The following is a 13,127-nucleotide window of genomic DNA, read 5'->3' on the forward strand; positions in this document are numbered from 1 at the left end:
GGGTACTACCTCTTGTCCTTGGTCATGTGGCGCATCAGCACTTCCTGCGTCGCTTCGGAACGCGGAACCTCACCGGTGAGCCGCCCGGCTGCCATGGTGTAGATGCGGTCGCACATGCCCAGCAGTTCGGGGAGTTCGGAGGAGATGAAGACGACCGCCTTGCCCTCGGCGGCCAGCTGGTCGATGACCGTGTAGATCTCGTACTTGGCACCCACGTCGATCCCGCGGGTCGGCTCGTCCAGGATCAGTACATCGGGACCCGCGAAGATCCACTTGCTGAGGACGACCTTCTGCTGGTTGCCGCCCGACAGCCTGCCGACCGGCTCGAAGACGTTGGGCGCCTTGATGTTCATGGACTTGCGGAAGCCCTCGGCGACCTTGCGTTCCTCGTGGTCGTCGACGACACCCCGCTTGGCGACCTTGTCCAGCGCGCTGAGCGAGATGTTGCGGCCGATGGTGTCGATGAGGTTGAGCCCGTAGTGCTTGCGGTCCTCGGTGACGTACGCGATCCCGTGGGCGACCGCCTCGGGCACGCTCTTGGTACGGATCTCCGTGCCGTCCTTGAGGACGGTGCCGCCCGCGTACCGGCCGTAGGTGCGCCCGAAGACGCTCATCGCGAGCTCGGTGCGGCCCGCGCCCATCAGGCCCGCGATGCCGACGATCTCGCCGCGCCGCACGGAGAGCGACACATCGTCGACCACCTTGCGCTGCTGGTCGATCGGGTGATGCACGGTCCAGTTGCGGATCTCCAGGGCCGGCGCGCTGCCCGCCTCGGCCTGGTGCGGGGTGCGCTGCGGGAAGCGGTGGTCGAGGTCACGGCCGACCATGCCGTTGATGATCCGCTCCTCGGTGGTCTCCGCGGCCTTCACGTCGAGGGTCTCGATGCTTCGGCCGTCCCGGAGGATCGTGACGGAGTCGGCGACCCGCTCGATCTCGTTGAGCTTGTGGGAGATGATGATCGAGGTGATGCCCTGGTTCTTCAACTCCAGGATGAGATCGAGGAGTTTGCCGCTGTCCTCGTCGTTGAGCGCCGCGGTCGGCTCGTCGAGGATCAGCAGCTTCACCTCCTTCGACAGCGCCTTCGCGATCTCGACGAGCTGCTGCTTTCCCACGCCGATGTCGGCGACGCGGGTCTGCGGATGATCGTCGAGACCGACCCGGCGCATCAGCCGGCTCGCGTGCTTGAGCGTCTCGTTCCAGCTGATGACACCGCGGGTGGCGTGCTCGTTGCCGATGAAGATGTTCTCCGCGATGGAGAGATACGGCACCAGGGCCAGCTCCTGGTGGATGATCACAATGCCGTGCTGCTCGCTCGCCCGGATGTCCTTGAAGCGGCAGGTCTCCCCTTCGAAGAGGATCTCGCCCTCGTAACTCCCGTGCGGATGGACACCGGAGAGCACCTTCATCAGGGTCGACTTCCCGGCGCCGTTCTCCCCGCAGATGGCGTGGACCTCGCCCGGACGGACGGTCAGCGTGACGTCCGAGAGCGCCTTGACGCCGGGAAAGGTCTTGACGATCGAGCGCATTTCCAGGACGGGTCCCGCCATGGTCGTGCCTTCCAATCCTTGAGAACCGGCGGTTACTTGACGTCGCTCGCCTTGAGGTAACCGGAGTCGATGAGCTCCTTCTGGTAGTTGCTCTTGTCGACGCTCACCGGCTGCAGCAGGTAGGCCGGGACGACCTTGACGCCGTTGTTGTACGTCTTGGTGTCGTTGATCTCCGGCTTCTTGCCGTTCAGCGCGGAGTCGACCATGTTCGTGGCGACCTTGGCGAGCTTGCGGATGTCCTTGTAGACGGTCTGCGTCTGCTCACCCGCGATGATCGACTTCACCGAGGCGACCTCGGCGTCCTGGCCGGTGACGATCGGCAGCGGCTTGTTCTTGGAGCCGTAGTCGTCCGACTTCAGCGAGGAGAGGATGCCGATGGAGATGCCGTCGTAGGGCGAGAGCACCGCGTCGACCCGGGCCTTGGAGTACGCCGAGGTCAGCAGGTCGTCCATGCGCTTCTGGGCGGTGCCGCCGTCCCAGCGCAGGGTGGTGACCTGACTCAGCTTGTTCTGGCCGGACTTGACGACGAGCTGCTTCTTGTCGATGTAGGGCTGCAGGACCTTCATCGCGCCGCCGAAGAAGTACTTCGTGTTGTTGTCGTCGTTCGAGCCGGCGAACAGCTCGATGTTGAACGGGCCCTTCTTGGAGCCGTCCGCCAGACCGAGCTTCTCCAGGATGTAGTTGCCCTGGAGCTCGCCGACCTTCTCGTTGTCGAAGGAGGCGTAGTAGTCGACGTTCTTGGTGCCGAGGATGAGCCGGTCGTAGGAGATCACCGGGATCTTCGCGTCGGCCGCCTGCTGGAGCACGTTGTCCAGCGACTTGTTGTCGATGGCCGCGATGACCAGCGCGCTGACGCCCTGCGTGATCATGTTCTCGATCTGCGAGACCTGGGTGTCGGGGTCGTCCTCGCCGTAGACCAGCTTGGTCTTGTAACCGGCCGCCTTGAGGTCCTTGACCACGTTGGCGCCGTCGGCGATCCACCGCTCCGAGGACTTGGTGGGCATCGCGATGCCGACCGTGGAGCCCTTGGCGTCCTTCTTGTCCTCCTTGCTGCCGCCCGACCCGCTCTGCCCGCAGGCGGACAGGGTGAGGGCGAGGGAAGCGGCTCCGGCTATGGCGGCGAGGGCGGCTCTGCGGTTGCGCATGATCATCTTCCTTGATGTCGTGGGCCGGCTCGGTCTCGCGGTGCGGGGCCGCTCCGAAGGGCGGGGCGAGAAAAGACCGAGAAGAGGTGTGTGGGATTGTGCGCGGCTGTGTCGTCTTTTGTGAAGGGGGTTTGTTCGGAACGTTATGAGGAGATGTCGAATCGCCTCAGTGGACCGGGCAACCGCGAACCCAGCGGCGCCATGTCACCGTCCGCTCCGTGCCGCGCGAGCAGGTCCAGGGCGAGCCGGCCGCGCCGCACCCGTTCCCGGGCGGTGCTCAGGGTCAGATCCCGCAGATGGTGCCCGTAGGGGTAGATACCGGGCGCCTTGGACAGTCCGAACTTCAGATAGAGCGGTGCGCCGCGCCGGATCAGCTCGGCCACCTCGTACATCCGCACGTACCCGCCGAGGTCGTCGGGGGCCTCGATGTACATGTCCATGGGAGCGGCGGAAACCCGCCGGATCTCGGTGAGGTGATGGAGCGTCAGATCACTGGGTACGTTGATCGAGTCGCCGCCGAGGTTTTCGTACACGGCGTACGAGGCGGGGTTGACCGGGCCGATCAGCGCCGAGACCTTCAGGGTCGTATCGGCAGGGATGATTTCGGCGACACGTGCCCTGTGCAGCGTCCACAGCACGCCCTCGTCGGCGACGAGCAGGCACTTGACGCCCAACTCCGCTGCCCTGATGGCGTCTTCGACGCAGCCGGCGACGGCGTCATGGCCCCGGGCGCGCAGTCCGGCGCCGTGCGAGTCGGTGCGTACGGAGGCGCCGGTGTCCCAGGTGCCGCGCGGACCGGTGAAGAGACAGAGCTCGATGTCGCGTTCGCCGGTGGCCTCGACCATCTCGGTGATCTCGGCGTCGGTCAGCATCCAGACACCGCTGCCCTGGCTGATCCGGTGGATCGGCACATCGAGCCGCGAGGACTCCTTGAGGACCACGGCGAGCGCCTCGGGCCCCTCCACGGAGGGAACCTCGGTGCGCCAACGGCCGCCTCCCGGGAAGGTGTGCGGCGAGGCGTCGGCGGGGGAGAGGGCGGGCGCGCCCAGGCCGAGCGCGGCGAGCGCCGGCTCACCGGGTCGACGGGGTTCCGTAGGAGAGGCGTCGGTCACAAGCTGTCCTTCATGTTCGATATTTCGGACTGGGTTCGCGGCTCTGGGTGTGCGTGGGCTGCGGTGGTACGCCGGTACGGAGCCGTCAGGAAACTCCGTACCGGCGTACGGCTTCGGGTGGGTTACGGCCGCAGCAGGACCTTTCCGACCTTCGGATCGCCGGACCCGACCAGCTCGATGGCCTGCGGGAACTCGGCCAACGGCAGCTCGTGCGTGACCAGCGGCGACGGGTTCAGCAGCCCCGCGCCGAACACCCGCACCGTGTGCGCCCAGGCTTCCGGCGGCGCCCCGAACACGGTGTGCACCTCCAGCTGCCGTACGACGAGATCGGTGGGGTCGAGCCCTTCGGCACCCGGCGCCGGGATCCCGGTGAGGACCAGGCGTCCGCCGCGCCTGAGCAGGGAAGCGGCGGTGCGCGCGGCGGACGCGGATCCGGCGGTCTCGATCACGACGTCGAAGTCGTCGGGGAGTTCCTGGTCCCTCGTACGGAAGTCGGTGGCGCCGAAGTCCTTGGACAGCGCTGCCCGGTCCGGGCGGGTGCCCACCACCAGCAGCTCGGCCGGGGAGCCGGCCTTCAGGAACTGAACGGCGAACATCCCGAGTGTGCCGGTGCCCACCACGGCCACCCGCTCGCCCGGCCGGGCGTTCGCCTTGAGGGCGGCGGCCGCGATGCAGGCGGCGGGTTCGAGGAGGGCGGCGGCCGTCAGATCGGCGTCGTCGGGCAGCACATGGAGCAGCCGGGCCGGGAGCGTCAGCGTGGTGGCCATCGCGCCCGGCTGGGTGAAGCCGGTCTCCTCGTACCCCGCCGTGCACAACGTTGTCTCGCCCGCGTGGCAGCGGTCGCAGACCTGGCAGTTGCGGAAGCCCTCGCCGACGACCTTGCGCCCGACGAGGGTCGACGGCACGCCGGTGCCGACCGCCTCGACCGTCCCGGACCACTCGTGGCCGGGGATGAGGGGGTAACGGACGTACCCCTCGGGCCGGTTGCCCTGGTACACCTCGCGGTCGCTGCCGCAGATCCCGACCGCGTGCACGCGCACGAGGGTCTCGCCCGCCGACGGCTGTACCGGCTCGTGCGGGGTCAGCCGGTGCTCGCCCGGCGCCTCGATGACGACCGCCGTGCTCACTGGGTCCCCTTCGGCTTGCGCTGCTCCCAGCCGTCCGCCCAGAGGTCGAACCGTGCCTGCTGCTGCGGGAACTCGGCCGCCGCGTCGACGTCCAGCTCGACGCCGAGGCCGGGCGCGTCGGACAGCTGGAAGTAGCCGTCGACAACCTGCGGGGCGCCCTTCACGACCTTCTTGATCTCCGCGTCCGCGAAATCGTTGAAGTGCTCGAGGATCTTGAAGTTCGGGGAGGTGAAGCCGACCTGGAGGGAGGCGGCGGTGAGGACAGGGCCGCCGACGTTGTGCGGCGCGACGAGCACGTAGTGCGCCTCGGCGGTCGCGGCCAGCTTGCGCGTCTCCCAGATGCCGCCGATGTGGCCGACGTCGGGCTGGATGATGTCGACGGCCTGGCTCTCGAAGAGCTCGCGGAACTCGATCCGGTCGTGGATGCGCTCACCGGTGGCGACCGGGATGTCGACCTTGGCGGCGACCTTCTCCAGTGCCTTGAGGTTCTCCGGCGGGACCGGCTCCTCCAGCCACGCGGGCTTGAAGGGCGCGAGTTCGCGGGCCAGGCGGACGGCGGTGGCGGGCGAGAACCGGCCGTGCATCTCCAGCATCAGCTCGGCCTCGGGGCCGATCGCGTCGCGTACGGCCTCGATCAGCGAGACGGAGTAGAGGGTGGCCTCGTGGTCCAGCTCGAAGTGCCCGGTGCCGAAGGGGTCGATCTTGAGGGCCTTGTAACCCCGGGCGACGACCTCCCGCGCGGCCTTGTGATAGGCCTCCGGAGTTCGCTCGGTCGTGTACCACCCATTGGCGTAAGCCTTGACCTTGTCGGTCACCTTGCCGCCCAGCAGCTGCCAGACCGGTACCCCGAGCGCCTTGCCCTTGATGTCCCAGCAGGCCATCTCGATGACCGCGATGCCGGACATCACGATCTCGCCGGCGCGCCCGTAGTCGCCGTACTTCATCCGGCGTACGAGGTCCTCGACAGCGAACGGGTCGGAACCGAGAATGTGATTGGCCTCCGCCTCCCGCAGATAGCCGATCAACGCGTCGGTGTGGCCCAGCATGCGGGTCTCGCCGACTCCGGTGACGCCCTCGTCGGTGTGCACCTGGACGTACGTCAGGTTCCGCCACGGCGTCCCGACCACGTGCGTGCTGATTCCCGTGATGCGCACGGCAGTTGCCCCCTGTGCTCTTCGGCTCTGTTCGAAATTTCGTCACACGTTCGAAATGCTGGCGTGACAGTAAGGATGCGGCACCGGCAGTGTCAATGGGGCGAACGCATAACGGTTTCGACGCGATGCGCCGGGGATGGCGGGGAATGGTCGGGGGTGTCTCAACTCGGCACGCCGGAACGGTCAGTTCCCCACACAACATTCACAGCCGCGCCTATGAACGTTACCGGTGCGGAACTTACTCTTCCCGCGTCATGGACTACTGCCACCCGTGCCGACGGCACCTCAACGGCGCCCTTGCCTGCCCTGGGTGCGGCACCCCCGTCGAAGAACTCCGCACCCATGCGGAGGAGGCCGATCCGCACGCGGAGACGAGCCCGGACGCGACCGGTGCCGATGTGTCGTACGACGACGGCGACGACTTCGACGAGCGGCCCGGGCGGGCCGCCCGCCGACGCGGACAGAGCCGGGGTGGCCGGGGGCGCGGGCGCGCCGTCGAGGCCGGCCCCGAGGGTCCGGATGCTCCCGGTGGTGCGAGCCGGCGTGACCGCAAGGCCGCGGCACATCGTCGGCGGCGGCGCCGCACGCTGCTCATCGCCGCGGGGTTCGTACTGGCGGCCGGGGGGCTGAGTCTCGCTGAGCTCGGTATCGACGCGCCCGGGCTGAGCCCGAAGCCCGCGGCTGCCGGGGATGACTCCTCCGGCGGGTCGGCGTCCTCGAAGGGCGGGGAGACGGCGAAGCCGATCGGCGACACGGCGGGGGGCGGTGGCACCTCGGCCACGGGCTCTCCCGACGCCTCGGCATCCCCTTCCGGCTCCGGATCGCCGTCCGCGTCCGCCTCCGCGAAGGACGGCAAGAAGGACCAGGGCGAGCAGTCGGCTACGGCGGGCACGGCGCCCGGGGCCTCCGCCTCGGCCCCCGCGGCCACCTCGGCCCCCCATACGTCCGCGCCCGCCACTGCCGCCCCGACCACCTCGGTCCCGACCCCGAACCCCGCTCCTTCGGAGACGTGCAACCGTTTCTTGTGGTGGTGCACCTAAGGGGAATCTCTAGGGCCGCCCGGAGGAAATTCAGCCCCTCCGGCGTTTGAGGAGCGGGGGTTTGGGGGCGGAGCCCCCAAGGGCGGGGAGGGGCGGCGGGGCCCAAACCTACGGCGTCAGCATCCGCTGGAGCAGCCCCCGCAAGGACAGTCGCTCCTCGTGGGAGAGGCTCGCCAGCGGCTCGCGGGCGAAGCGGAGTGAGTCGCGGAGGCTGCGGGCGACTCGCCGGCCCTCCTCCGTCGCCGCGGCGAGCTTCACGCGACGGTCCGCGGGATCGGGCCGCCGCTCCACCAGCCCCCGAGCCTCCAGTCGGTCCACGATCCCGGTGACATTCGACGGCTCACACTTCAGCTGCTGCGCCAGCCGCCGCATGGGCAGCGGCTCCATCGACAGCAGACCCAGCAGCCGCGCCTGCGCCCCGGTGAGCGCGTGCTCCCCCGCGGCCTCCTCGTACTCCTCGTGGTACCGGGCCACGACCGTGCCGATCAACTCGACGACCTCCAGGGTCAAGGGGTCGATCCGGGGTGTCTTCTGCGTGGCCATGCGCTCCAGGTTACCCGCTTACTTGACATCCTGAAATATCCAAGCGCATGGTTGTTTCAGGTACTGAAGTATTTGAGGATTCGGAAAGGCCCCCCATGACCGACACCACCGCCCAGCTCCCCGCCGTCAGCCGCGAATGGCACCTGGTCAGCCGCCCGGTCGGCTGGCCCAAGCCGGAGGACTTCGCCCTCGTCGAGGCCGAGATCCGCCGACCGGGGGAGGGCGAGGTCCTCGTACGGAACAAGTACCTCTCCGTCGACCCGTACATGCGCGGCCGTATGAGCGCCGCCAAGTCGTACGCCGCCCCCTTCGAGCTGGGCAAGGTCATGCAGGGCGGCGCGGTCGGCGAGGTCGTCGCCTCGAACGCCGAGGGGATCGAGGTCGGCGACCACGTGCTGCACTTCCTCGGCTGGCGCGAGTACGCCGTCGTGGACGCCAAGCAGGCCGTCAAGGTGGGCCCGGCGGACGTGCCGTCCCTCAAGGCGGACCCGGAGGCCGTACCCCTGTCGACGTACCTCGGCGTCCTCGGCATGACCGGCCTCACGGCCTACGCCGGCCTGGTGCGCATCGCCTCCTTCAAGGAGGGCGACTCCGTCTTCGTCTCCGGCGCGGCCGGTGCCGTCGGCAGCCAGGTCGGCCAGATCGCCAAGCTCAAGGGCGCCTCCCGGGTCATCGGCTCCGCCGGCTCCGACGAGAAGGTCAAGCTGCTGGTCGAGGAGTACGGCTTCGACGCCGCCTTCAACTACAAGAACGGCCCGGTCGGCGAGCAGCTGCGCGAGGCCGCCCCCGACGGCGTCGACGTCTACTTCGACAACGTCGGCGGCGACCACCTGGAGGCGGCCATCGGCTCCCTCAACCGGGACGGCCGTATCGCCGTCTGCGGCATGATCTCCGTCTACAACAGCACCGAGCCCGTCCCCGGCCCGAAGAACCTCGCCCGGCTCATCCAGACCCGCGGCCGCATCCAGGGCTTCCTGGTCGGCGACCACTACGACCTGCAGCCGCAGTTCGTCCAGGAGGTCGGCGCCTGGATCCGCTCCGGCGAGCTGCAGTACCGCGAGACGGTCGTCGAGGGCATCGAGAACAACCTGGAGGCCTTCTTCGGCGTCCTGCGCGGCGACAACATCGGAAAGATGATCGTCAAGCTCTGAAAGTGCCGCGGGGCTTCTGCTTGACTTCCGGGATACGGTAACTTCTTTCCGAAGTCGTCGCGATCGTGGGCGCGAGTCGCGACGGACCAAGGAGGAACGCACCGTATGTCCATCCAGCAGACCGACGTCCTGTACACCGCCGTCGCCACCGCCGAGAACGGTCGCGACGGCCGCGTCGCCACCGACGACGGCAAGCTCGACGTCGTCGTCAACCCGCCCAAGGAGATGGGCGGCAGCGGCGCCGGCACCAACCCGGAGCAGCTGTTCGCCGCCGGGTACAGCGCCTGCTTCCAGGGCGCCCTCGGCGTCGTCGCTCGCCAGGAGAACGCCGATGTCTCCGGCTCGACCGTCACCGCGAAGGTCGGCATAGGCAAGAACGACGACGGCTTCGGGATCATCGTCGAGATCACCGCCGACATCCCGAACGTCGACACCGCCACCGCCCGCGCGCTCGTCGAGAAGGCCCACCAGGTGTGCCCGTACTCGAAGGCGACTCGCGGCAACATCACCGTGACGCTTGCCTGACGGCGGTCGTTGCATACGACAGAGGCCGCACCCTAGGACGTGGGGTGCGGTCTCTGCCGTGTCAGGGCGGCTCGGGAGACCGTCAGCAGGGCCCTTCCCACCTGTGGGAACTCTCCCTTCGGATGGTCGCGGAAGAGCGGCTGCGTGCCGAACAGCACCGTGTGCGGGCCGCTGACCACCGACGCCTGCCCCCCGGCCGCCGTCGGCCCTCCCGAGCCGTCGTCCAGCGGTCGCCAGTGCCCGGCGACGAGCGGATCGCCTGTCGCGTACGACTGCTCGACGCGGACCCCCGGGCCGAGATCGGTGAACCAGACGGGCGCGTACACGAAACCGTGCTCCGGCGCGCCCGCGCTCACGCCGGTCGAATTCACCACCCGCACCACACCATTGGCGTCCCCATTGCCCTGGACCGCCTTCACCGCGAGCAGTCCGGCGGCGGCGTTGAGCGCCGCGCCCGTGGCCCCGCCTCCGACGAGGCCGTGGCCGCTCAGGAAGGCGTCGAGGGCCGCCCGGGCGGACGCGGTGAGCGCCGCGTGGTTCAGGCCGGACGACACGAACAGCACGTCCGCCGTGGACCAGTCGAAGCCCGCGTTCAGGATCGCCGTCGACACCGGCACCACGTCGAAGCCCATCTCACGCAGGGCGAACAGCTCGCCCGGGGTGACGGCGGCGGCGACGCGCACGCGATGCAGAACGGCGCCCCGCGCGGCCTTCGTCGCATCGAAGGCGACGTCGTAGACGCGCGCGAGAGCGGCTGCCTTCGCGCGTGCCGAAGACGGCACGACCACACTGCCGCCCGCCGACTGCCGCACCGAAACACCCTGCTTCAAAAGGGAGTTGAGGGCGGCGATCTCCTGGGGAGTATCGAGCCGCAGCCGCAGGTCACCGTGCGCGGCGACGTATCCGACGCGCGTGGCGGAGTCGACCGTACGCAGCGGCAAGGCGGCCAGGCTCCCGCTCTCCACCCGCTCGACCGTCGCGCCCCACAGACGGCCCAGGCTCCAGCCCGAGATGTCGTACATCGTCGACACCTTGTCGCTGATGTCCCGCCCGTCCGCCAGCAGCACGTTCGCCAGACCGCGCTTGGGCTGGTGCAGATCGACGACGTACGAACCCTTCGCGTACGACCGTCCCGCCAGCCGGAAACCGCCGGTCGCGCGCGTCACCCGTACGTCATTGGCGACGAGGTGGTCGACCAGTCGCGCGGCGGCGGTGGCGGAGCGCTGGGCACCGCCGGCCGGGATGACATAGGCGCGCGGGAAGTCGGTCGTGTAGACGTCCTCGGGGCCGATGCCCGGGACGCCGGGGACGGTCTCGGCGGAGACCGGTACCTGCGCGGCGCCCGTCGTGCCGCGCCGGAAGACCTCGATCTGGTCGGCGATGAGCGACGCGCGGTGGGACCGGGCGAAGTCGAGGGTCGCGCGCATGGCGGCGCCCGCGACAGCGACGTTGATGGCCGAGCGGCGCCTCAACTCCTCGACCGGCAGCGTGTCGTACGCCGAGTTGTTCACTGCCAGCGGGATCTCGACCGTGTGTGCGGCGACCGTGCCGTGGAAGGCCGCGTACTGCGGCGTGAAGATCGGCGGCCAGTCGTCCCAGCCCTCCCGCTGGTCGCGGAAGGGGATCTGGACCGGCTCCACGCCGTCCTTGGCCGGGGTGTAGCCGAGGCCGTTGACGGCGGCCTCCATGCCGAGGGCGCCCGCATAGGTGTTCCTGAGGAAGAGGTCGTACTCGTAGTTCTCGCCGTGCGGCGGTGTCGTCGGCTCGATGAGGGTGCCGTTGACATAGCCGTGCAGATCGAGCATGACGGCCGGCTGCTTGTCGATCGCGATCTGCCGCATCGCGCGCACCTCGGGCTGCGAGGCGGTGATGAAGTCCCGGTTCAGATCGAAGCCGTTGGCGTTGGCGCGGGTGCCCGCGATACGGCCGTCCGGGTTCGCGGTGACGTTGAAGTAGACCCGGTTGTGGGCGAGGAGATCGGTGGTCTTCGCGTCCTTGGCCGTCGCGAGCCGCTCGATGAGCGCGAGGGCGGCGTCGGTGCCCTCCCACTCGTTGCCGTGGATGTTGTCGTTGAAGAAGACGGGCATCTTGTACGCCGTCTTGACGGCCGGGTCCTTCGCCGCCGTCCGGGGTGCGCTCTCGATGAGCTCGCGCATCCGCTCCTGCGCACGCGTCTGGCGGGCCGACTCGGGCGCGGTGACGGTGACGAGATAGAGACGGTGGCCACCGGCCGAGCGCCCCGTCACTTCGACGCTCACGCGGTCGCCCAGACGCTGCAGGGCGTTCAGCTTCGGGGCGATGGCGTGGTACGGGGTGAGGCCGAGCTTGAGGGACTTGTCGGCCGGGTTCTCCGGGTCCGGGCTGAGGACCTGCTCGCGGGGATAGCCGCGGGTGTCGGCCGCCAGGTCGGCGACGGGGGCGGTGAGGGCGTTGCGGGCGGCGCTCGCGGGAGCCGTGGCGGCGTCGGTCTCCGCGGCGGATCCCTCACGGACCGGTGGGTCGTGCTCCGCGCCGGCGCGGAGCGGGGTGAGCAGCAGTGAACCGGCCGCGGTGGCGGCGACGGTGGCGATCAGGACGGGTCTCGGCAGGCGCACGCGTCGTACCTCCGGAGGGAGTCAGGTCCTGGGATCGGTACAGATCGGTACGGCGAGGTGTACCTGTCCGACTCTCCCGCAACAAGGGCGCGATTCCGTCACGGCCGTCGTCGTCGATGCCCCGGATGGCGCATCCCGCACGGGCCGGAAGGGGCATGCTGTGTGCGGGCGCCGGCGCGACGGAGGGCCGGGCCGCCGGAACGAACGGCCGAGCGGCAACGCGCGTGACGAGGAGGGCCCATGTCCCCGATTCCGACGCTCCCCAGCAGGCAGGACGTGCTGCGCATGGCGCGCAACACGACCGACATCACCGGCCAACTCCTCGACACGGCCGGGAACATCACCAAAATCGCCATCAACACGTTCGACCCCCGGGACGGTTCCGGGGCGGAGGTGCTGCGCGTCCTGCGCGAGACGACGGCGGAACTCGCCGAGGCGAGCGCGTCCCCGCAGGCGCAGGAGGCCTTCTACCGGATCGTCGACACCCTGACCCGGCTCGGCACCAGCGGGGCGCCGCTCGCGGTGCATCCCGTGAGCGAACCCGCCCAGGCGCTGCTCGCCGCGATCGGCGACAGTCTGCTGCCCGTGCTGGACGCGGTGGAGCCCGCGGTGCAGGAGGCGGCACTCGCGCTGGGCGAGCTGGTGGAGGCGACCTCGCCGCTGCTGCCCGCGGCGGCGGGGGCCGCGGCGGGGGCGCTGCTCGCGCTGACTCCGGTTTTGCGTGCCGCCGCGGACGTGCTGCGCGGTTCCTCGCCCGAACTCCGCCGGATCGCCGACGCGTTGACGGCGGCGCTGGCTCCGCTGCTGCCGCTTCAGGTGGCCCTCGCCGAGCGGGCGGCTGCCGCCGGTGCGGGGGTCGTCCGGGCGGGGTTGCCGCCGCTCGCCGATCTCACCGAGGCGGCGGCCGCGGCGATGACGGCCGCGCGTCCGCTGCTCATCGCGGGTGAGGAGCTGCTCGTGTCCGGCCTCGAACACGTCCAGCCCCTGCTCCTCGCCTCCGCCTCCCGCGCGGGGCGCGTCGCCCGGGCCGCCGCCGTCCGCGTCTCGGCGGCGGTGTCCCCCGCGGCGGACCGAAGCGTCGTGATCGCGGTCACCCCGGCGTGACTCGCCCCCTCCGCCCCCAAACCCCGCTCCTCAAACGCCGGAGGGGCTGTTTGAGCCCGTCCGGCGTTTGTGGACGAGCGCGAAG

11 protein-coding genes are annotated in these 13,127 nt (G+C 69.7%); 4 read left to right on the forward strand and 7 right to left on the reverse strand.

Annotated elements, in window-relative coordinates; genetic code table 11:
• Positions 1-5: 5 nt before the first annotated feature.
• From mmsA to AB0D27_RS08365, 5 genes are all read right to left on the reverse strand, one after another.
• On the reverse strand, positions 6-1,547 hold the full coding sequence (gene mmsA, locus AB0D27_RS08345; protein ID WP_362503847.1) for a multiple monosaccharide ABC transporter ATP-binding protein: 1,542 nt from the start codon (positions 1,545-1,547) through the stop codon (positions 6-8).
• A gap of 32 nt (positions 1,548-1,579) precedes the next feature.
• Positions 1,580-2,698 (reverse strand): multiple monosaccharide ABC transporter substrate-binding protein, encoded by a 1,119-nt coding sequence (chvE, locus tag AB0D27_RS08350; RefSeq protein WP_362503850.1) that lies wholly within the window; start codon positions 2,696-2,698, stop codon positions 1,580-1,582.
• A 137-nt stretch (positions 2,699-2,835) separates the two neighbouring features.
• A complete protein-coding gene (locus AB0D27_RS08355) occupies positions 2,836-3,804 on the reverse strand; it encodes a hypothetical protein (RefSeq protein WP_362503853.1) in 969 nt (322 codons plus the stop codon).
• Between the two features lie 122 nt (positions 3,805-3,926).
• A complete protein-coding gene (locus tag AB0D27_RS08360; protein WP_362503856.1) occupies positions 3,927-4,931 on the reverse strand; it encodes an alcohol dehydrogenase catalytic domain-containing protein in 1,005 nt (334 codons plus the stop codon).
• Positions 4,928-6,085 carry a mandelate racemase/muconate lactonizing enzyme family protein gene (locus tag AB0D27_RS08365; RefSeq protein WP_362503859.1) on the reverse strand — a complete coding sequence of 386 codons (1,158 nt, stop codon included), beginning with the start codon at positions 6,083-6,085 and terminating at the stop codon, positions 4,928-4,930. Before AB0D27_RS08365 ends, AB0D27_RS08360 begins: the two co-directional genes overlap by 4 nt.
• Before the next feature lie 254 nt (positions 6,086-6,339).
• Between AB0D27_RS08365 and AB0D27_RS08370 the strand changes: the two genes are divergently transcribed.
• Positions 6,340-7,125 (forward strand): hypothetical protein, encoded by a 786-nt coding sequence (locus AB0D27_RS08370; protein WP_362503861.1) that lies wholly within the window; start codon positions 6,340-6,342, stop codon positions 7,123-7,125.
• 108 nt (positions 7,126-7,233) lie between these two features.
• Here the strand turns inward: AB0D27_RS08370 and AB0D27_RS08375 are convergent, their stop codons facing one another.
• Positions 7,234-7,668, reverse strand: coding sequence for a MarR family transcriptional regulator (locus AB0D27_RS08375; RefSeq protein ID WP_362503864.1), 435 nt, complete (start codon positions 7,666-7,668; stop codon positions 7,234-7,236).
• 95 nt (positions 7,669-7,763) lie between these two features.
• Between AB0D27_RS08375 and AB0D27_RS08380 the strand changes: the two genes are divergently transcribed.
• Positions 7,764-8,819, forward strand: a complete 1,056-nt coding sequence (locus AB0D27_RS08380) for an NADP-dependent oxidoreductase (protein ID WP_362503867.1) — start codon at positions 7,764-7,766, stop codon at positions 8,817-8,819.
• A gap of 105 nt (positions 8,820-8,924) precedes the next feature.
• Positions 8,925-9,344 carry an organic hydroperoxide resistance protein gene (locus AB0D27_RS08385; RefSeq protein ID WP_362503870.1) on the forward strand — a complete coding sequence of 140 codons (420 nt, stop codon included), beginning with the start codon at positions 8,925-8,927 and terminating at the stop codon, positions 9,342-9,344.
• Positions 9,345-9,376: 32 nt separating this feature from the next.
• On the opposite strand, the gene AB0D27_RS08390 is transcribed toward AB0D27_RS08385, so the two are convergent.
• Positions 9,377-11,938, reverse strand: a complete 2,562-nt coding sequence (locus AB0D27_RS08390) for a M14 family zinc carboxypeptidase (RefSeq protein WP_362503873.1) — start codon at positions 11,936-11,938, stop codon at positions 9,377-9,379.
• Between the two features lie 240 nt (positions 11,939-12,178).
• On the opposite strand from AB0D27_RS08390, the gene AB0D27_RS08395 reads away from it, so the two are divergent.
• Positions 12,179-13,042 carry a hypothetical protein gene (locus AB0D27_RS08395; RefSeq protein ID WP_362503876.1) on the forward strand — a complete coding sequence of 288 codons (864 nt, stop codon included), beginning with the start codon at positions 12,179-12,181 and terminating at the stop codon, positions 13,040-13,042.
• Positions 13,043-13,127 lie beyond the last annotated feature (85 nt).

It is taken from the genome of Streptomyces sp. NPDC048415, from assembly GCF_040651675.1.
Classification (GTDB): Bacteria; Actinomycetota; Actinomycetes; order Streptomycetales; family Streptomycetaceae; genus Streptomyces.